Source organism: Streptomyces sp. NPDC006450 (genome assembly GCF_040612195.1).
Classification (GTDB): Bacteria; Actinomycetota; Actinomycetes; order Streptomycetales; family Streptomycetaceae; genus Streptomyces.
The window spans coordinates 16,223-34,089 of sequence record NZ_JBEXPT010000035.1 but is presented as its reverse complement, the minus strand read 5'-3'; the positions used below and the strand labels follow the sequence as shown (position 1 = coordinate 34,089).

The window sequence follows — 17,867 nt, the reverse complement described above, 5'->3', positions numbered from 1 at the left end:
GGCCGGACATACCGGCACATACCGTTTCCCGAGACGGCAGAGACGGCACAGACTGCTGAGACGGCTGAGAAGGTCGGGCGGTCGGGCGGGAAGCGGGTGCGTGCGGGTGGCGTGGGTGGACTGGCTCAGGACGGAGATCTTCCAGCCCCATCCCGAGCTGCTGATCTTCCTGACCATCGCCGTCGGCTTCCTGCTCGGCCGCATCCGGTACAGGTCCATCGCGCTGGGCGCCGTCACCGGATGCCTCGTCGCCGGCCTGGTCATCGGCTCCCAGGTCAAGGTCGAGATCGACGGTCCGATCAAGTCCGTCTTCTTCCTCATGTTCCTCTTCGCCCTCGGCTACGACGTCGGCCCGCAGTTCTTCCGCGCCCTGCGCAAGGACGGCCTCCCCCAGGTCGTCCTCGCCCTCGTCGTCTGCGTCACCGGACTCGCCGCAGCCTGGGCCTGCGCCACCCTCGCCGGTTACGGGCCCGGCCTCTCGGCCGGTCTGCTCGGCGGCGGCCTCACCCAGTCCGCCGTCATCGGCGTCGGCTCCGACGCCATCTCCCACCTGCCCGGCGTCGACGCGGCCGAGGCACGGGACCAGTCGCATCTGATCGCCGTCGCCTACGCGGTCACGTACCCCCTCGGCACGGTCCTGCCCGCGCTGCTCCTCGCCGGGTTCCTGCCCCGCCTCCTGCGCCGGGACCTCGCGGCCGAGAGCGCCGTGCTCGCCGCCGACCTGGAGGCCGCCGAGGACGACCCCGACGCCGGGGAGGGCTACTACAAGCACGTGCTGCGCGCCTACGCCGTCGACGTGGCGGCCTTCGCCGGGCGCACGATCGGGGACTTCGAGGCGGAGCAGAAGGCCGCCGGGCGGCGGCTCTACATCACCCGGCTGCGGCGCGCCGGGGAGATCCTGGAGCACACCGCGGACACCCGCGTCGAGATCGGGGACGTCCTGGCGGTCAGCGCGGTCCGCGGCGACCTCGTCGCGTACGACGCGCGCACGCACATCGGGATGGAGACGGACGACTTCGAGCTGCTCGCCTACCGCACCGAGTCCCTGCACGTGGTCATCACCGGCCGGAACCACAGCGGCCGCACCATCCGCACCCTGCGCCACGAGGAGTTCATGCCGGGCGTCTTCGTCGACGAGCACCGGCGGGCCGGCGCCGACCTGCGGGTACGCCTCGACAACACCGTGGAGCGGGGCGACACCCTGGTCCTCACCGGGCCGCGCAGCCGGGTGGAGGCGGCCGCTGCGGAGCTGGGCAGGCCGGTGCCGACCAGCTTCGCGACGGACATGGTGTGGATCGCGCTCGGGCTCTTCCTCGGCGGCTGCCTCGGCATCCCGGCGCTGCACGCGGCCGGTGCGCCACTGTCGCTGTCCACCTCCACCGGGGCGCTGCTGATGGGGCTGGTCTTCGGCTGGATCCGGAGCAAGTACCCCACCTACGGGAACCTGCCGTCGGCCGCGCAGTGGCTGATGGGCACGCTCGGCCTGTGCGTGTTCGTCACGGTCGTCGGCCTCAACGCCGGCCCGAGCTTCGTCCCGGGGCTGCGCGAGGCCGGCTGGCCGCTGCTGCTCTGGGGCGCCGCCGTGACGAGCGTGCCGCTGCTGGCCGGATTCGCCTACGGGCACTTCGTGCAGCGGCTCCCCCTCCCGATCCTGCTCGGCGCCCTGGCCGGAGCCCAGACCACGACGGCCGCCCTCGGCGCCCTGACGGAGCGCGCCCGCAGCCAGATCCCGGCCCTGGGGACGACGGTCCCGTACGCCCTGGGCAACGTACTGCTGACGATGTGGGGGTCGGCGATCGTGCTGCTGCGGCGGTGAGGGTCTGCGGGGCCGGGGCGAGGCCGCTCTCGGACGGGTGCGCGGCCTAGCCGTGGGGGACCAGGGCCACCGGGCTGTGGGCGTGGTGGGCCACCGCGTGGTCCGTCGGGCCCATGCCGTGGAGGGGACGGTGGTGGCGGCGGCCCACGACCAGGAGGTCGGCTTCGGCGGACTCGTCGAGCAGGAGCTGCGCCGGGTCGCCGGGGCGGGTCACGCACTCGGTCGGCACCTGCGGGTAGCGCGCGCCGGCCGCGGCCACCGCCGCTTCGAGCGGCCCGGGGTCCGCCTGGCCCCCGTGCACCGCGTGCACGGCGCGCAGCGGGAGCGCGTGCCGCGCCGCCCAGGCGTACGCGAAGTCGAGTACCGCGGCGTGGTCGCCCGCCGGGTCCACCCCTACGACGACCCCGTGTCCGTGCGGCGCGCGCTCGGCCGGCTCCCGCACCAGGACGACGGGGACCTCGGCGCGCCCCGCGACGTGCAGTGCGGTGGAGCCGAGCCCCGGGGCCACATGGTGGCGGGCCTCGCCGCTCGCTCCGAGCACGATCAGCCCGGCGTGGACCCGGGCGGCCTCCCGCGGGATCTCGTTGCCCGGCCCTCCCTCGGCGGTGGCCGCCTCGACGGTCAGGTCCTGGTGGGTGGTGCGGAGTTCCTCGGCGAGGGACGCCAGTACGGTCCTGGCCGCCGACTCGCTCGCGCCGAGCACGGGCTGGAACTCCACCGAGATCGGCTGGATGGTCGGCCAGGCCTGGCCCACGTGGAGCAGCCGGAGCGGCGCCCCGGCCGCCAGGGCCTCAGGGGCGGCCCACCGGGCGGCGGCGAGGCTCCGGGCGGACCCGTCGAACCCGACGAGGAGGGGCGCGGGCGGGACGGGCGGGGTGGGCTCGGTGGGCTCGATGGGCTCGGTGGACGGGGTGGGCTGGGCGGACGGGACGGACATCGGCGGCACCCTTCGTTCATATGCCGCGGCCAATTCCTGGTCGCTCCTACGACGCTACGCCAACCTTCCGTTTTGACGGGTTAATGGCCTTTACGGCCTGTGCCGCGAGGCGGACAGGAGTCCGGCGACAGGCCCTGGGCCGCGGGCGTGCCCTCGTACTCGATCGGGCAGGCCGCCGGCCTGCTGTGCGTGAGCCCCGAGACCGTCCGCCGCTGGGCCGACGGGGGGGCGGCTGCTCGCGGTCCGGTCGCCCGACGGGGCACGGATCGTCGACGGGGTCACCCTCGCCGCCTTCGCCAACGCGCTCCGGGACGCGACGGGGATCCGCTTCACGGAGCTGCCGGTGACGCGGGACGTTGTCCGGCAGCGGATCCAGGACGCCCGGACGGCCGGAGGTGCGCGGAGCCTGCCAGGTGGAATCGACCAATGAGTGCGTAGGTGCGGCTCACATCAAGCTCTCAACCTTGCAGATGAGGTTCCGCACGGCGTGTCGCCGGGCATGACGCACCCATGGCCGAACTCATGCTGCACGGAGACCTGGACCACCCGGCGACGCTCAGCGTCGCGGACCTGCGGGGCTGGGCACAGCACCGGGCCGCGGTCGCGTTCGACTGCGCGGCGAACGGGCCGCAACACCACGTGTTCGAGGGCCCTTTGCTCCGGGAGGTCATCTCGGCCGCCGGCCCGGCCTTCGACGCCCGCCGCCGCAAGGACCGTTCGCGGTTCCTGCTCGCCGTGACCGGCGGCGACGGGCACCATTCGATGCTGTCCTGGGCCGAGTTGGACACCGACTTCGGCGCGAGCCCGGTGCTGCTGGCGACCCGCCTGGACGGTGAGGACCTCGACGAGGCGGGTGCGCAGCTGGTGGTTCCCTCGGACCGGTGCGGGGCGCGATACGTCAGCGCCGTCACGCACGTGTGGTTCGGCGCCCTGTCTCCGCCGAGCCTGGGGCTGTAGGGCAGGCCGTCCGGCCCTCAGGCCGTCGCGAGGGAGATCTCGGTCGACTTGATCAGCGCGACGACGGAGGACCCGGCGGCCAGGCCGAGCGCCTCCACGGCGTCCTTGGTGATGGCGGCGGTCAGGCCGCCGCCGTTCACGTCCACCTTGACGGAGGCCATGGCGCCGCCGGTGGCGATGTCCGCGACGGTGCCGGCGATCTGGTTGCGGATGGAGATGCCCTCGACGGCGCCGGTGGCCAAAGCGACCTCGGTGGCCTTGACCAGCGCCTTGACGGAGGAGCCCGCGGCGAGGCCGAGGTCCTTGACGGCGTCGGTGGTGATCGCGGCGGTGATGTCCTGGCCACCTTCCAGGCGGACCTTGACCGTCGTCATGGCCTCGCCCGAGGTGACGGAGGTGACGGTGCCGGCGATCTGGTTGCGGATGCTCAGGCTCATCAGTGGTTCGACCTCTTCCGTAGGCGGTTCGGTTCGTACGGCCCGGGGGGAGACAACCGCACGAGACCGACGCTAGGCGGCCTCGGGCGGGCCTGCCTTCAACCCGTCTCGTCCGCCGGCCGGAACCACCCGGGCGGCTGTCCGATGCGCCGGCAAAAGAATCTTCGGAGTTCCTGTCACATCCGTGCGGCGGCGCGGGTCAGTGCGGTGAGGAAGAAAGAACCGCCCGACCGCCGTCCGGACCGCCGGACGCGCCGCCTACCGAGGAGCCCCTCATGGACATCGCCGCCACCGTCGTCGCCGTACTCGCCGCCGCCATGTCGGGCTTCTCGGGGTACTCGCTCCTGCGCCGCGCCCCGTGGGTCGTGGAGGCCATGGAGCAGTACGGGGTCCCCGAGACCTGGTGGACCCCGCTCGGCGCGGCCAAGGCCGCCGGAGCGCTGGGCCTGCTGGCCGGCCTCGTCGTCCCGGCCGTCGGCATCGCCGCCGGCATCGGCCTGGTCCTCTACTACACCGGCGCCGTGATCACCGTCCTCCGGGCCCGGGCCTACGCCCACGCCCCCTTCCCGGTGATCTACATGGCCCCGGTCGTGGCCGCCTTCGCCCTCGGCTTCGCCGCGTAGGGCGCGGGCGGGCACAGGCGGGCGCGGGCAGGTGTTCCGGGCCGGAAAGCGGGCCGGGCCCCGGGACGGCGCGTCCCGAGGCCCGGCCCGGAGGAGCGGTCCGGCTGCGCTCCGCCCGTCAGCCGAACTTCGGCATCTCGCCGACCGTCGTCGACATGTCGATCACGGCGAAGGCCGCGCCCTGCGGGTCCGTCACCGCCGCGAAGCGGCCGAAGGGGCTGTCCATGGGGCCGAAGTGCAGCTTGCCGCCGTGGGCCTGGGTCTTCGCGACCGCCTCGTCGCAGTCCGGGACCCCGAAGTAGATCTGGATGTAGGGCGGCATGTGCGGCGGGAAGTCCTTGCCCATCTCCATCCGGCCGAGCACCGCGTTCTCCTTGCCGCCCAGGCTGAACACCTTGAAGTCCATGCCGGCCGTCTCGGGGTCGTCCCCGGTCTCCATCTGCTGGGACTCGTACGGGAAGACCTTCGGCAGGAACTCGTCCGCCGTGGCCGGGTCCCGCGTGAAGACCTCCGCCCACGCGTACGCACCGGATTCGCCGATCTTCTCGAAGCCCTTGTGCTCGCCGGGCTGCCAGACGCCGAAGACCGCGCCGCTCGGCTCCTTCGCGATCGCCATCGTCCCGAAGGTGCCGACCCGCATCGGCTCCATCAGCAGTTCGCCGCCGGCCGCCTTGATCTTCTCGGCCGTGGCCGCCGCGTCGGACGAGGCGAGGTACAGACACCACTGCGAGTGCGTGTCCCCGCCCGGCATCGGCGGGACGACGGCCGCTACGGCCTTGCCGTCGGAGTAGGCCTGCGTGTAGTTGCCGTATTCGGTGCTGGCCTCGCCGAAGGTCCATCCCAGTACATCGGCGTAGAACGTCTTGGCGCCCTCCACATCGGTGAACATCGCGTCCACCCAGCAGGGCGCGCCTTCGGGGAACTCAGCCATGATCGATCGACTCCTGTGTCGTGTACGACGTGACCCGTCTGGGTTCTCACGCTAGGCGCGGGCTCTGACAATCGCGCGGGGAGCACCGCCGCGCGGGACCCTGGGTGCATGGACACAGACAAGGACACCGGCGCCGCCACCGGCGGGGTCACCATCCGGCTCGCCCAGCAGCCGGATGCCGACGAGCTGCTGGGCCGCAGCCCGCTCGCCGCGCTGGTCGGGATGCTGCTGGACCAGCAGGTACCCATGGAATGGGCGTTCTCGGGGCCCTACACGATCGCCCGGCGCCTCGGCTCCGACGACCTGGACGCGCACGTGATCGCCGCCTACGACCCGGAGGCCTTCGCCGCGCTGCTCTCCGAGAAGCCGGCCGTGCACCGCTACCCGGGCTCGATGGCGAAGCGGGTGCAGCAGCTGTGCGCGTACCTGGTGGAGCACTACGAAGGGGACGCGGCGGCGGTGTGGGCCGATGTGGGGACCGGCGCCGAGCTGCTGGCGCGTCTACGGGCGCTGCCGGGCTTCGGGGAGCAGAAGGCCCAGATCTTCCTGGCGCTGCTCGGCAAGCGGTTCGGGGTACGGCCGCGCGGCTGGCGCGAGGCGGCCGGCGGGTACGGGCCGGCGAACGTCTACCGGTCGGCGGCCGACATCACCGGCCCGGAGTCGCTGGCCAAGGTAAGGGCGCACAAGCAGGAGGCGAAGGCCGCCGCGAAGGCGGAGAAAGCGGCCACCAGCGCTTCCAGTAAACGGAATTGACGGTTCGGGCGGGTGTCGCGCGCGTTGTCGGACCCTGCCCCTAAGCTCGTGATCATGACTGAGAACCTGACCCGCGCCGCCAGTGCCGAGATCATCTCCGACGGTCCCGGCAGCCTGATCACGCTGCTCACGGACACGGCCGAGCTCACCTGCAACACGGCCACCTTCGAGGTCGGCGCGGCGGGTGCCCCGGTGCACTTCCACACCAAGGCGACCGAGTTCTTCCACGTCACGGACGGCAGGCTCGACGTCCTCCTCGGCGACGAGATACACACCCTGACCAAGGGCGACTTCCTCGCCGTGCCGCCCGGCGTGAAGCACGCCTTCGCCCCGGCCGCGGACAGCACCGCCGAGGTCTTCGTGGGCTTCACCCCGGGCATGGGCCGCTTCGACTACTACCGGCTGCTCGGCCGGGTCCGGGCCGGCGAGGCCACGGTGCAGGACATCATCGACAGCCAGCCGGTCTACGACAACCACTACGCGGAGAGCGACACCTGGGCCGGCCGCCTGAAGCGCAGCGCCGAAGCGTAGATCTCGTCGGCGTCGAGCCGTCGCAGCTCCTCCGCGATGAGTTCGGCGCTGCTGCGGATCTTGAGCGCCACCTTGCGGTCGGGGCTGCCCGGCAGGAGCAGGGTGGCCAGGACCCCGTCCGGACGGTCCACGCGGATCTCCCCGGCCGTGGTCGTCAGCCGGACCCGGGTGATGACCGGACCGTCGGTCGCCACCCGCTCCACGGGCACGCCGAGCCGGTCCTCCAGCCAGCGGGCCAGCAGCTCGGAGCTCGCGTTCCCGGGCTCGCTCTCCACGGCCGCGCCCGTCACCGGGATCGGCTTCTGGTCCAGGGCGGCGGCCAGCAGCGACCGCCACGGGGTGAGCCGGGTCCAGGCCAGATCGGTGTCCCCGGGCTCGTAGGTGCCGGCCCGGAGGTCGAGCGCGGCGACCGGGTCGGGTGCCGCCTCGGCGTCCGTGATCCGGCGCTGCGCGAGGGCGCCGAGCGGGTCCCGGCCCGGCGCGGCCGGGGCCTCCGCGGGCCACCAGGCCACCACGGGCGCGTCCGGCACCAGCAGCGGGAGCACCACGGAGCCCGCGTGCTCGCCCAGCGCCCCGTGCAGCCGGAGCAGCACGATCTCCCCGGACCCGGCGTCGGAGCCGACCCGCAGCTCGGCGTCGAGACGGTTCTGCCGCAGCCGCTGCGGTCCGCGTGCGGTGCGCTTGATCACCGCGATGATCCGGCAGGGGTGCTCGCGCGCGGCCTCGGAGGCCGCGCGGACGGCGTCGTAGGCGTTCTCCTCGTCCGTGGCGACGAGGAGGTTGAGCACGAGCCCCATCGTGGGGCTCCCGACGGCCCGTCGCGCGTCGAGCAGGGCCCGGTTGACCTTGCTGGAAGTCGTATCGGTGAGTTCGGTCCGCATACTCCGAGTCTCGCAGGCCGGACGCAGTCACCGGTACGAAAATCCCTCTCCCGCCCCGGGAGGCTCAGCGGCGCCGCCTGGCCGTGCCGAAGATGGACCGGGAGATCTCGCGGCCCAGCTGCGTACCGATCGACCTGGCCAGGGAGCGGAAGAGCCCGCTGCCCACCACCTGCTCCGCCAGCGAGGGATCCGGCTTCGGCGCTGCCTTCGCGGCTGCCTTCGCCTGCTTCTCCGCCTCCGCCGCGGCCGCCGCCGCCTCGGCTTCCGCCTCCGCCGCCGCCTGCTCGGCGCTGATCTTCTCGTACGCCGATTCCCGGTCGACCGGCTCCGCGTACCGCGAGTGGAGCAGCGAGGACTTCACCGCCCGGTCCAGCGCGGCCGCGTCGATCGGCCCCATCAGCGCCTGCGGGGCCCGCAGCCGGGTCGCCGCCACCGGCGTCGGCGCGCCGTTCTCGCCGAGCACCGTGATCACCGCCTCGCCCGTCCCCAGCCCGGTCAGCAGTTCCTCCAGGTCGTAGGCGGAGTTCGGGAAGGTCCTCACCGTCGCCTTCAGCGCCTTCGCATCGTCCGGGGTGAAGGCGCGCAGCGCGTGCTGCACCCGGTTGCCGAGCTGCGCCAGCACGTCGCCCGGCACGTCCTTCGGGGTCTGGGTCACGAAGAAGACGCCGACGCCCTTGGAGCGGATCAGCCGCACCGTCTGCGTGATGGCTTCGAGGAAGGCTTTGGAGGCCCCGTTGAACAGCAGGTGCGCCTCGTCGAAGAAGAAGACCAGCTTGGGCTTGTCCAGATCGCCGACTTCCGGAAGGTCGGTGTACAGGTCCGCCAGCAGCCACATCAGGAAAGTGGAGAAGAGCTGCGGTTTGTCCTGCACGGCCGGGAGCTCCAGTACGGAGACCAGTCCGCGCCCGTCCGCCGCCGTCCGGAGGAATTCACCGGTATCGAATTCGGGCTCGCCGAAGAATTCCGCGGCCCCCTGCTGTTCGAAGGCGGTGAGCGCCCGCAGAATCACTCCGGCGGTCACCGTGGACAGTCCGCCGATGCCCTTGAGCTCGGGCTTCCCCTTGTCCGAGACGAGGAACGCGACGACCGCCCTCAGGTCCTTGAGGTCGATCAGTTCCAGGCCCTTGGCATCGGCGTAGTGGAAGATCAGCCCCAGCGACTGCTCCTGCGTCTGGTTGAGCTGGAGCACCTTGGACATCAGGACGGGCCCGAAGCTCGTCACGGTGGACCGGAGCGGGATTCCGGGGCCGATCCCGCCCAGCGAGTAGAACTCGCTCGGGCATCCGGTGGCCTCCCAGTCCTGGGCCACGTCCTTGGCCCGTTCCTCGATCTTCTCGTTGCTCGTGCCGGGCGCGGAGATCCCCGAGACATCGCCCTTGATGTCCGCGAGGAAGACCGGAACGCCGTGGGCCGACAGCTGCTCGGCGATGAGCTGCAGCGTCTTGGTCTTGCCGGTTCCGGTGGCGCCCGCCACCAGTCCGTGCCGGTTGAGCATCGACAGCGGGATGCGGATCTGGTGCTCCGGCAGACAGGCCCCGTCCCAGAGCAGGGCACCCAGATCGAGCGCGGGTCCGGTGAAGGCGTACCCCTCGGCGATCTGGCCGGCAGGGGACGCGTGGTCGGTGCTCTGGCTCATATATCACTCCCGAAATAGCACTATCTGCCACCTTTGCACCGTCATCACAAGGCTGCGCCCGCAGGCCCCTGCCCGGTAGGCTTTCCGTGTGATCTTCAAGCGCATCGGAAATAGGCGGCCGTACCCCGACCACGGCAGGGAAACCACCCGGCAGTGGGCGGATGTCGCCCCGCGCCCGGTCCGGCTCGACCAGCTTGTGACCACCAAGGGCCAGCTCGACCTCGAAACGCTGCTCGCCGAGGATTCGACCTTCTACGGGGACCTCTTCGCCCACGTCGTGAAGTGGCAGGGCGACCTGTACCTGGAGGACGGTCTGCACCGCGCCGTCCGCGCGGCGCTCCAGCAGCGCCAGGTCCTGCACGCGCGCGTCCTCGAACTGGGCTGACCCGCCCTTCGCGGGTGTCGAACCGGTCCTGCCCGGGCGCCGAACCGGCCTTGCCCGGGTGTCGGCCAGGTACCGCCGGGTGTCGATCAGGTCCCGTCCGGGGTGCCGGACAGGTATCGCCCGGGGTGCCGGATAGATCCCGGTTGCGCCTTTCGGGTCAGTATTGCCCTATCAACAGATGATTCAGTGGGCATCGGCAGCGGTCGGCATTACGCTGCGCACATGAGCATGCTCACTCCCCCTGGCATGGGCGGAAAGTACAAGGTCACGGGAGCGGCTTACCCCCGCATGACCCGCCCTCGACGCCGCCGCCGGATTGTCCTCGTGGTGCTCGGATCGATCATCGGGCTCGCCCTGATCGCTTACGGGGCCGTGCAGCTCATCGACGTGTTCGGCGGCGGCGCGGACAAACGCAAGACCGCCGCCGCGGCCAAGGACTGCGCCACCCCCGCCCCCAAGGCCGGCTCCACCGCCGCCGCCGCGCCGAAGGTCGTGCTCCCGCCGCCCGGCGGGATCACGGTCAACGTGTACAACGCGACCCCGCGCGCGGGCCTCGCCAAGGCCGTGGGCGATGAGCTCAAGAGCCGCGGCTTCGTCATCGGCAAGGTCGGCAACGCCCCCGCCGACTTCGACAAGAAGGTCCCGGGCGCCGGGATACTGGTCGGCTCGCCGCAGACGGACAAGGCCGCCTTCTCCGTCCTCGGCACCAACCTCGCCGGCGCCACCCAGCAGACCGACGCCCGCGAGACCGGGGACATCGACCTGATCCTGGGCGACGCCTTCAAGGAGCTCACGCCGAAGGCCGACGCGGACAAGGCCCTGGCCGCCCTGGCCAACCCCCAGCCCGCGCCCGCCAAGAAGTGCTGACCTCATGAGAAGGCCCGGCCTCCCGAAGGGGAGGCCGGGCACTCCTGCGGAGCCCGTGGCTACTCGGCCGAGCCGTACATGCGGTCGCCCGCGTCGCCCAGCCCCGGCACGATGTAGCCCTGCTCGTTGAGGCGCTCGTCCACCGCCGCCGTCACCACCGTCACCGGCGTGCCCGCCAGCTCGCGCTCCATGATCTCGACGCCCTCGGGCGCGGCCAGCAGCACCACCGCGGTCACATCGTCCGCACCGCGCTTGATGAGTTCCTTGATCGCCGCGACGAGCGTGCCGCCGGTGGCGAGCATCGGGTCCACCACGTAGACCTGGCGGCCCGAGAGGTCCTCCGGCATGCGCGTCGCGTACGTGGAGGCCTCCAGGGTCTCCTCGTTGCGGACCATGCCGAGGAAGCCGACCTCGGCGGTCGGCAGCAGCCGCACCATGCCGTCGAGCATGCCGAGACCGGCGCGCAGGATCGGTACGACCAGCGGCCGCGGGTAGGAGAGCTTCACGCCGGTGGTCGGACCGACCGGGGTGACGATGTCGGCCTGCTCGGTGCGCACGTCCCGGGTGGCCTCGTACGCGAGCAGGGTCACCAGCTCGTCGGCGAGGCGCCGGAAGGTGGGGGAGTCGGTGCGCTTGTCGCGCAGAGTGGTGAGTTTGTGCGCCACCAACGGGTGATCCACGACCTGCAAACGCACAACATCCTCCAAGACTCGGCTGCCGGGCTTCCACCCGCGACCTGCGACGCCGCTACCAGCGAAAACGGCCGCAAACACGCGACCCACACCCAAAAGGCTACGCGCTGCGCCCACCCGTTCGTGCCCGAAGCCGTGGCCACGCCCGGAAACCCCCGGAGATGCGACCCCACCGGACCCCCAGCACGCTGGACTGATGAGCCACGCAATGGTTGTCGCCGCAGTCGACGGATCCGAACACAGCCTCAAGGCCCTGGAGTGGGCAAGGGCTGCGGCACTGCGCCACGGCACCGGGCTCGTCGTCGCCCACGTGCTGTCCGACAGCGCCCAGCTGTACGCGGCACGCCGTTCCTCCCTGGCCGACCGCACCGAGCCCGAAGGGACCGAGGACCCCGTCAGCGTGTGGATACGGGCCCACCTGACCGCGGGGGGCCGGCTCCCCTCCGAAGTCCGCTACGAGTCCCTGGAGGGCTCCGTCCCGGAGGCCCTGCGCGACATCGGGGAAGGCGCCCGGATGCTGGTGATGGGCTCGCGGGGCCGCGGCGGCTTCGCCGCGCTGCTGCTCGGCTCGAACAGCCGCGCCGTGGCCTCCAGCGCCGCCTGCCCGGTGGTCGTGGTCGCGCACGAGGCACGCGGCGTGGACGTGGCCGCCCAGGCCTCGGCGGGGCGCGTGGTGGTTGGGCTGCACGCCGCGGAGACGCCCGACAACGTACTGGACTTCGCGTTCGCGGAGGCCGCCGCGCGGGCCACCACCCTGCAGGTGGTGTCGGCGTACAGCATCCCGCCGTCGCCGACGATGGTGATCGACAGCCCGTTCGCGGTCATCCCGCCGGAGTCGCTGGCGGGGGAGGACGAGAACGCGGTGCCGGCGGAGCGGGAGATGCTCCGTTCCCAGACGGAGCGGCTCGCACCGTTCCGGGCGAGGTACCCGACCGTGCCCGTCGAGCAGGCAGCGGTGCCCGGGGACGCGGCCGGGCGCCTCGTCTCCACCTCGAAGTCGGCGGCGCTGGTCGTCGTGGGCCGCCACCACCCGCGCCGGCACATCCGGTCCCTGATGATCGGCTCGGTCGCGAACGCCGTGCTGCAGCACGCGCACGGACCGGTGGCGGTCGTCCCGACCTTGTCGGAGTCGCACGAGGAGTCCGCGTAGCCGGAGCCGAGGAGCAGCCACCGGGGTCGCCGGATTTGTCGGAATGCGACTGAATTCCTGCCGAGTGGTGGCAGAAGGTGGCATCAAACGGCAGGTCCGAGGGAAGGTGGGGGTTCGGGGGACGGACCGGACCGGACCAGCCAGGGGCGGTGACCCATGCCCGACGAGAATCACGAGCCACTGGAGACGACGGCGCAGCGCAGAGCCCGGCGCGCGCAGTTCCTCCGCGACCTGAACGAGGCCCGGGAACTGCGCGACCGGGTCCAGCCCAGACGCGCCCGCGCCGCCCGCATGCGCCAGCAGATGCGCATGCGCACCTTCCGTTGGTGAGCCCCGCGAGGGCCCCCGGCAAGGTCCCGCCCGGCCACCGTCACGCCCCCGGCACGAGGCCCCGTACAACACGCGCGGCCAGCGCCACGGCGCGGAAGACCTCACGCAATGGCTCCGTTTCTGCCACGATGCCGACTGGGCGGGGTACGAAACGGCGAGCACGGCGGCCGTTCCACCCCCACCCACCTCCGGCCGGGGGGAACTCCAACCGGCACGCCTATGACCAGTGGGAGAGTCACGGTGTATTTCGCCGCACTGCTCGCGCGCACCGAAGACGGGTGGGAAGCGAGCGACATGGAACTCGACGACGTCGAGTCTCTGAGTGATCTGATCGATCTCGCCCGCTCCGCCTCTGTCGACGACGACACGGTGGTAGCCCTCATCGAACAGGAGGACACCTGGTTCGGGGTCGTCCGGGTGGATGGCGAGGAGGACCCGCGCTACTACGTGTCCAACGCCGCCGCCGCCTCCCGCAGCTCCTACGGCTCGATGCTGACCGACGAGCTGCTCGGCAAGGACGACGAGGACGACGAACTCGACGAGCTGGACCTCGACGGCACCGAGGACGGCGAGGACTCCGAGGACGGGGTCATCGCCTCCTATCCGGACGGCGTACTCGCCGGCGGGGACGGGGAGGACGACGACGCGGACGAGGATGTCCGGGCCGGCGCCGAACCGGCACCCGCCGGCCCGCTCGGCGACCCCCGGCTGCTCGACGACCTCGGGGTCAGCCACAAACAACTGATGACCCTGGACGGGGACGCCCTCTCGGAGATCGCCGACTCGCTCGGCGCCACCGAGGTCCTGGAGGCCGTCCGCTAGTGATCCCCGCGCACCACCCCACCCCGCGGCCCACCCCGTACACGCCCGATCCCGTACGGGACCCGTGGCAGGACTCCATGCGCCTGGCGCTCCGGGAGGCCGCCCGGGCGGTGCCGGCCGGCGACGTGCCGGTCGGCGCCGTGGTGCTCGGCCCGGACGGGAAGCTCCTCGCCACCGGGCACAACGAAAGGGAGGCGACCGGAGACCCGACGGCACACGCCGAGGTACTGGCGCTGCGCCGGGCGGCCGCCGCCCTCGGGGAATGGCGGCTCCCCGGGTGCACCCTCGTGGTGACCCTGGAGCCGTGCGTGATGTGCGCGGGCGCGCTCGTGCAGGCACGGGTGGCACGGGTCGTCTACGGGGCGCCCGACGAGAAGGCGGGCGCCGCCGGGTCGCTGTGGGACCTCGTCCGGGACCGCCGGCTCAACCACCGGCCCGAGGTCGTCGCGGGCGTGCTCGCGGGGGAGTGCGCGCGGCAGCTGACGGACTTCTTCCGCGAGCTCTGAGGGTTCCGGGCGAATGGATTTCAGAGCACGGCTCTCCTTGGGCTAAGCTCTCTCTCGGTAGCGTGTCCGAGCGGCCGAAGGAGCACGCCTCGAAAGCGTGTGATGGTGCAAGCTATCCGTGGGTTCAAATCCCACCGCTACCGCTCTGATCGAGAGCCCCGCCCCGCAAGGGTCGGGGCTCTCGGCGTTTCCCGGGTCCTCCCCAGGTCCGGCGACCCCCGTACGGCGCTCCCCGCACGGTGCCCGCGCCCCTTCCACGGCGCCCCGCGTCTGGCGTCCGAGGGACATCCGCGTGACCGCCCGCCCCTTCTGCCGTTGTCACGGCATGACCAAGACCCAGCGCATCCTCGCCGCCATCGCCCTCGCGGGGGCCGCCGCGGGCCTCGCGGCGCCCGCCGCCTCCGCCGCCCCGATCTCCCCGCTCACCCTCCCGGACCTCCCGGCGCCGCAGGGCATGCCGGACGGGGCGAGCCCGGCCTCCGTGCAGGAGATCGGCGGGCAGGTCAGCGGCGGCCTGAACCAGCTCAACCAGCTGATGGAGCTGCCGAACCACCTCGCGCCCGTGATCGCCCCGGTCCAGCCGATCGCCGACCTGGCCGGCGGGCTGGAGTAGGCGGGAGGCCCGGAGCCCACCCCCCTTCCACCATTCGGCCTCCACCATTTGGCGGGCACCATTTGGCGGGCACCATTTGGCGGGCACCGTTCGGCGGGCACCGTTCGGCGGGCACCGTTCGGCGGACAACGCGAAGAAGGCCCCGACCTGAGTCGGGACCTTCAACGGTGGGGACGGGGGAAGTGGCATCGGGGGGACAAGCCACTTCCCCCGATGAGGACGGAACCTGCCAGTCCAAGCCGCAGTCAGGGGGGAAGCTTGCGGCTCGGACCCCGCAGTGAGGTCCTGTCCCTCGCTCACCGATTTCCTGCCAGAACCGGTGGGCTCGTGTTCAATCCTGCGCCTTTCGAGGCCGTCGACACACCGGCAAAGGGCCTGCGTCGCCAGGTCATTGGTCCTTAAAGGCCAGGTGAGTGTTCGAACACGACCGGCTAGACTCTCCCGACCTTGCAGGACCGGTTGGGGAGGCCGACAGCGCACGTGGAAACCAAGAAGCTGATCTCGGGCGCCCTCGTCGTCTTCGTCCTCTTCGTCATCATCACTCAGCCCATAAAAGCCGCCGATATGGTGCAAATAGGCTTCCAAGGGATCTCGGATGCCGCAACGGCGATCGGCGAGTTCATGACCGAACTGGTGCGCTGAACCCGTACGCTGAAGCGGTTTCCGGACTTTCCGGCCCCCCACTCCGACGGGTGGGGGGCTTTTTGCGTTCCCACGCGCGGGGCAAGATGCCCTATTACGCCCAACTTGCCCTCAACACGGCTATATACGGTGCTTGCACACAGTGCACATGTCTTGTGATGCTATGACCGCTTTTGACGGATGAGTTGATGACGTGAAGTGAAGGGGTGGCGTGACCGTGCCGGCCAGTACTGCGCCCGAGGTGCCGCCCCAGCAGGACCCGCAGCAGGAGCACCCACAGGAGCCGCACCGGGCTTCCGCCCAGGCTCCGCACCAGGCCTCCCCGCAGGCCCCGCACCTTCACGCCCCACAGGCCCCGCAGCCCCCGCACCAGGCCTCCCCACCGGCCCCGAACCAGCCCGCCCCGCAGGAGTCCCACGTACCGCCCCAGCAGGAGGCCCCCGAGGAGCCCCCGGTCGCCCCCAGGCCGCAGAGCCGGGGCGCCGACACCCGGGCCCTCACCCAGGTCCTGTTCGGGCAGCTGAAGGACCTGCAGCCCGGCACGAGCGAGCACTCCCGGGTCCGCGGCGCCCTCATCGAGGCCAACATCCCCCTCGTCCGGTACGCGGCCGCCCGCTTCCGCAGCCGCAACGAGCCGATGGAGGACGTGATCCAGGTCGGCACGATCGGTCTGATCAACGCGATCGACCGGTTCGACCCCGAGCGGGGGGTGCAGTTCCCGACCTTCGCCATGCCGACCGTCGTGGGCGAGATCAAGCGCTACTTCCGCGACAACGTCCGCACCGTCCACGTCCCGCGCCGCCTCCACGAGCTCTGGGTCCAGGTCAACGCCGCCACCGAGGACCTCACCACCCTGCACGGCCGCACCCCGACCACCTCCGAGATCGCCGAGCGGCTGCGCATCAGCGAGGACGAGGTGCTCTCCTGCATCGAGGCCGGCCGCAGCTACCACGCGACCTCCCTGGAGGCCGCCCAGGAGGGCGACGGGCTCCCCGGCCTGCTCGACCGCCTCGGCTACGAGGACCCCGAGCTGGCCGGCGTGGAACACCGCGACCTGGTCCGCCACCTCCTCGTACAACTGCCCGAGCGCGAGCAGCGGATCCTCCTTCTGCGGTACTACAACAATCTGACCCAGTCGCAGATCAGCGCCGAGCTCGGCGTCTCCCAGATGCACGTCTCCCGACTCCTCGCCCGGAGCTTCGCTCGACTGCGATCCGCAAACAGGATCGAGGCCTAGCCGGATCGAGTGGAGATCATTCTCCGCGATTCCTGACAGAGCGGCAGATTCCCGCCCTAGAGCAGGCCTAACGCGTTCTGTCGCTGGAGATACTTGTCGACATGGCGCTACAGCGTGTTGCCGACATGTGACATTCTGCTGGAACCGCGTTTGCCGCAGCCCCGCCTCCGGTATTCAGGTGGAGGCTGCGTTCCTCCGACGGGCGCGCAGATGAAGCGCGACCGTCCGCGACCTCAAGGGGGTGGCATGTCCGTAGACCAGGGCAGCTCACAGGTGCTCACGCTCGTCAAGCAGCGTGAAGTGCCGGCAGTGTCCCACCGCTCGGAAGCCATCGACACCCGGATCGACACCCGCACCCTCTCCCGCTCCCTCTTCCACCGGCTCGCCGGCCTCGACGCGGACAGTCCCGAGCGGACGTACGTACGCGACACCCTGATCGAGCTGAACCTCCCCCTCGTGCGCTACGCCGCGGCCCGCTTCCGCAGCCGCAACGAGCCGATGGAGGACATCGTCCAGGTCGGCACGATCGGGCTGATCAAGGCGATCGACCGGTTCGACTGCGAGCGCGGGGTGGAGTTCCCGACCTTCGCCATGCCGACGGTCGTCGGTGAGATCAAACGGTTCTTCCGGGACACATCCTGGTCCGTGCGCGTCCCGCGCCGGCTCCAGGAGCTGCGCCTCGCCCTCACCAAGGCCAGCGACGAGCTCGCTCAGAAGCTCGACCGCTCGCCGACCGTGCCGGAGCTGGCGGCCGTGCTCGGGGTCTCGGAGGAGGACGTCGTCGACGGCCTCGCCGTGGGCAACGCGTACACCGCCTCCTCCCTCGACTCGCCCTCCCCCGAGGACGAGGGCGGCGAGGGCTCGCTCGCGGACCGGCTCGGGTACGAGGACACCGCGCTGGAGGGCGTCGAATACCGCGAGTCGCTGAAGCCGCTGCTGGCCAAGCTTCCGCCCCGGGAACGTCAGATCATCATGCTGCGGTTCTTCGCGAACATGACCCAGTCGCAGATCGGCGAGGAGGTCGGCATCTCCCAGATGCACGTCTCCCGGCTGCTCACGCGCACGCTCGCGCAGCTCCGCGTCGGCCTGATCGGCGAGTAGCCCCCGCGGTCGCCGGGTGC

General features: G+C 71.5%; 21 protein-coding genes, 1 tRNA gene and 1 pseudogene. 17 read left to right on the top strand and 6 right to left on the bottom strand.

Features of this window, described 5'->3' with window-relative positions:
* Positions 1-115 precede the first annotated feature (115 nt).
* On the top strand, positions 116-1,816 hold the full coding sequence (locus ABZY57_RS14030; protein ID WP_356511532.1) for an aspartate-alanine antiporter: 1,701 nt from the start codon (positions 116-118) through the stop codon (positions 1,814-1,816).
* A gap of 46 nt (positions 1,817-1,862) precedes the next feature.
* Here the strand turns inward: ABZY57_RS14030 and ABZY57_RS14025 are convergent, their stop codons facing one another.
* Entirely contained in the window at positions 1,863-2,753 is an 891-nt protein-coding gene (locus ABZY57_RS14025) for a universal stress protein (RefSeq protein ID WP_356511530.1), read from the bottom strand.
* A gap of 147 nt (positions 2,754-2,900) precedes the next feature.
* Between ABZY57_RS14025 and ABZY57_RS14020 the strand changes: the two are divergent.
* Both ABZY57_RS14020 and ABZY57_RS14015 read left to right on the top strand, forming a co-directional pair.
* Positions 2,901-3,051 (top strand): annotated as a pseudogene (locus ABZY57_RS14020) (MerR family transcriptional regulator); the annotation flags it as partial.
* Positions 3,052-3,263: 212 nt separating this feature from the next.
* Entirely contained in the window at positions 3,264-3,710 is a 447-nt protein-coding gene (locus tag ABZY57_RS14015) for a molybdopterin-dependent oxidoreductase (protein ID WP_356511528.1), read from the top strand.
* A gap of 17 nt (positions 3,711-3,727) precedes the next feature.
* Here the strand turns inward: ABZY57_RS14015 and ABZY57_RS14010 are convergent, their stop codons facing one another.
* The gene (locus ABZY57_RS14010; RefSeq protein WP_356511526.1) at positions 3,728-4,147 is read right to left on the bottom strand and encodes a TOBE domain-containing protein; all 420 of its coding nucleotides are present in this window, start codon (positions 4,145-4,147) and stop codon (positions 3,728-3,730) included.
* Positions 4,148-4,422: 275 nt separating this feature from the next.
* Here ABZY57_RS14010 and ABZY57_RS14005 point away from each other — a divergent pair, with 275 nt between their 5' ends.
* Entirely contained in the window at positions 4,423-4,770 is a 348-nt protein-coding gene (locus tag ABZY57_RS14005) for a DoxX family protein (protein ID WP_356511524.1), read from the top strand.
* Positions 4,771-4,888: 118 nt separating this feature from the next.
* Here ABZY57_RS14005 and ABZY57_RS14000 read toward each other — a convergent pair whose 3' ends face one another.
* Positions 4,889-5,701, bottom strand: coding sequence for a VOC family protein (locus ABZY57_RS14000; protein WP_356511522.1), 813 nt, complete (start codon positions 5,699-5,701; stop codon positions 4,889-4,891).
* A 108-nt stretch (positions 5,702-5,809) separates the two neighbouring features.
* Here ABZY57_RS14000 and ABZY57_RS13995 point away from each other — a divergent pair, with 108 nt between their 5' ends.
* Positions 5,810-6,454: an HhH-GPD-type base excision DNA repair protein gene (locus ABZY57_RS13995; RefSeq protein WP_356511520.1), complete on the top strand. Its 645-nt coding sequence runs from the start codon at positions 5,810-5,812 to the stop codon at positions 6,452-6,454.
* Positions 6,455-6,508: 54 nt separating this feature from the next.
* A complete protein-coding gene (locus ABZY57_RS13990; protein ID WP_356511518.1) occupies positions 6,509-6,985 on the top strand; it encodes a cupin domain-containing protein in 477 nt (158 codons plus the stop codon).
* Here the strand turns inward: ABZY57_RS13990 and opcA are convergent.
* Positions 6,931-7,866, bottom strand: a complete 936-nt coding sequence (opcA, locus tag ABZY57_RS13985; RefSeq protein WP_356511516.1) for a glucose-6-phosphate dehydrogenase assembly protein OpcA — start codon at positions 7,864-7,866, stop codon at positions 6,931-6,933. The genes ABZY57_RS13990 and opcA overlap by 55 nt on opposite strands.
* Positions 7,867-7,930: 64 nt before the next feature.
* The gene (locus tag ABZY57_RS13980; RefSeq protein ID WP_356511514.1) at positions 7,931-9,502 is read right to left on the bottom strand and encodes a helicase HerA-like domain-containing protein; all 1,572 of its coding nucleotides are present in this window, start codon (positions 9,500-9,502) and stop codon (positions 7,931-7,933) included.
* An 88-nt stretch (positions 9,503-9,590) separates the two neighbouring features.
* Between ABZY57_RS13980 and ABZY57_RS13975 the strand changes: the two genes are divergently transcribed.
* Positions 9,591-9,887, top strand: coding sequence for a type II toxin-antitoxin system VapB family antitoxin (locus tag ABZY57_RS13975; RefSeq protein WP_112446725.1), 297 nt, complete (start codon positions 9,591-9,593; stop codon positions 9,885-9,887).
* Between the two features lie 222 nt (positions 9,888-10,109).
* Positions 10,110-10,754 (top strand): LytR C-terminal domain-containing protein, encoded by a 645-nt coding sequence (locus ABZY57_RS13970; RefSeq protein WP_356511512.1) that lies wholly within the window; start codon positions 10,110-10,112, stop codon positions 10,752-10,754.
* 59 nt (positions 10,755-10,813) lie between these two features.
* On the opposite strand, the gene upp is transcribed toward ABZY57_RS13970, so the two are convergent.
* Positions 10,814-11,449, bottom strand: a complete 636-nt coding sequence (gene upp, locus ABZY57_RS13965) for a uracil phosphoribosyltransferase (RefSeq protein WP_254381950.1) — start codon at positions 11,447-11,449, stop codon at positions 10,814-10,816.
* Between the two features lie 193 nt (positions 11,450-11,642).
* Here upp and ABZY57_RS13960 point away from each other — a divergent pair, with 193 nt between their 5' ends.
* The 9 genes from ABZY57_RS13960 to ABZY57_RS13920 all read left to right on the top strand — a co-directional run bounded on the left by ABZY57_RS13960 (position 11,643) and on the right by ABZY57_RS13920 (position 17,847).
* On the top strand, positions 11,643-12,596 hold the full coding sequence (locus ABZY57_RS13960) for a universal stress protein (protein ID WP_356511510.1): 954 nt from the start codon (positions 11,643-11,645) through the stop codon (positions 12,594-12,596).
* Positions 12,597-12,752: 156 nt separating this feature from the next.
* Positions 12,753-12,926, top strand: a complete 174-nt coding sequence (locus ABZY57_RS13955; protein WP_356511508.1) for a hypothetical protein — start codon at positions 12,753-12,755, stop codon at positions 12,924-12,926.
* A 240-nt stretch (positions 12,927-13,166) separates the two neighbouring features.
* A complete protein-coding gene (locus ABZY57_RS13950) occupies positions 13,167-13,748 on the top strand; it encodes a hypothetical protein (RefSeq protein WP_356511506.1) in 582 nt (193 codons plus the stop codon).
* Positions 13,749-13,825: 77 nt separating this feature from the next.
* Positions 13,826-14,254 carry a tRNA adenosine(34) deaminase TadA gene (tadA, locus tag ABZY57_RS13945; RefSeq protein WP_356511568.1) on the top strand — a complete coding sequence of 143 codons (429 nt, stop codon included), beginning with the start codon at positions 13,826-13,828 and terminating at the stop codon, positions 14,252-14,254.
* 56 nt (positions 14,255-14,310) lie between these two features.
* Positions 14,311-14,397: transfer RNA gene (locus tag ABZY57_RS13940), tRNA-Ser, on the top strand.
* Positions 14,398-14,579: 182 nt separating this feature from the next.
* Entirely contained in the window at positions 14,580-14,867 is a 288-nt protein-coding gene (locus tag ABZY57_RS13935) for a hypothetical protein (protein WP_356511504.1), read from the top strand.
* Positions 14,868-15,347: 480 nt separating this feature from the next.
* Entirely contained in the window at positions 15,348-15,509 is a 162-nt protein-coding gene (locus ABZY57_RS13930) for a hypothetical protein (RefSeq protein ID WP_356511502.1), read from the top strand.
* A 217-nt stretch (positions 15,510-15,726) separates the two neighbouring features.
* Entirely contained in the window at positions 15,727-16,746 is a 1,020-nt protein-coding gene (locus ABZY57_RS13925; protein WP_356511500.1) for a SigB/SigF/SigG family RNA polymerase sigma factor, read from the top strand.
* Between the two features lie 246 nt (positions 16,747-16,992).
* On the top strand, positions 16,993-17,847 hold the full coding sequence (locus ABZY57_RS13920; RefSeq protein WP_328299637.1) for an RNA polymerase sigma factor SigF: 855 nt from the start codon (positions 16,993-16,995) through the stop codon (positions 17,845-17,847).
* Positions 17,848-17,867 lie beyond the last annotated feature (20 nt).

Coding starts and splice junctions, on each gene's coding strand:
- ABZY57_RS14015 (WP_356511528.1), top strand. CDS start 3,264: ATGGCCGAACTCATGCTGCACGGAGACCTGGACCACCCGGCGACGCTC.
- ABZY57_RS14010 (WP_356511526.1), bottom strand. CDS start 4,147: ATGAGCCTGAGCATCCGCAACCAGATCGCCGGCACCGTCACCTCCGTC.
- ABZY57_RS14000 (WP_356511522.1), bottom strand. CDS start 5,701: ATGGCTGAGTTCCCCGAAGGCGCGCCCTGCTGGGTGGACGCGATGTTC.
- ABZY57_RS13990 (WP_356511518.1), top strand. CDS start 6,509: ATGACTGAGAACCTGACCCGCGCCGCCAGTGCCGAGATCATCTCCGAC.
- ABZY57_RS13920 (WP_328299637.1), top strand. CDS start 16,993: ATGTCCGTAGACCAGGGCAGCTCACAGGTGCTCACGCTCGTCAAGCAG.
- ABZY57_RS13980 (WP_356511514.1), bottom strand. CDS start 9,502: ATGAGCCAGAGCACCGACCACGCGTCCCCTGCCGGCCAGATCGCCGAG.
- ABZY57_RS13955 (WP_356511508.1), top strand. CDS start 12,753: ATGCCCGACGAGAATCACGAGCCACTGGAGACGACGGCGCAGCGCAGA.
- ABZY57_RS14025 (WP_356511530.1), bottom strand. CDS start 2,753: ATGTCCGTCCCGTCCGCCCAGCCCACCCCGTCCACCGAGCCCATCGAG.
- ABZY57_RS13960 (WP_356511510.1), top strand. CDS start 11,643: ATGAGCCACGCAATGGTTGTCGCCGCAGTCGACGGATCCGAACACAGC.
- ABZY57_RS14005 (WP_356511524.1), top strand. CDS start 4,423: ATGGACATCGCCGCCACCGTCGTCGCCGTACTCGCCGCCGCCATGTCG.
- tadA (WP_356511568.1), top strand. CDS start 13,826: ATGCGCCTGGCGCTCCGGGAGGCCGCCCGGGCGGTGCCGGCCGGCGAC.
- ABZY57_RS13935 (WP_356511504.1), top strand. CDS start 14,580: ATGACCAAGACCCAGCGCATCCTCGCCGCCATCGCCCTCGCGGGGGCC.
- ABZY57_RS13995 (WP_356511520.1), top strand. CDS start 5,810: ATGGACACAGACAAGGACACCGGCGCCGCCACCGGCGGGGTCACCATC.
- ABZY57_RS13970 (WP_356511512.1), top strand. CDS start 10,110: ATGAGCATGCTCACTCCCCCTGGCATGGGCGGAAAGTACAAGGTCACG.
- opcA (WP_356511516.1), bottom strand. CDS start 7,866: ATGCGGACCGAACTCACCGATACGACTTCCAGCAAGGTCAACCGGGCC.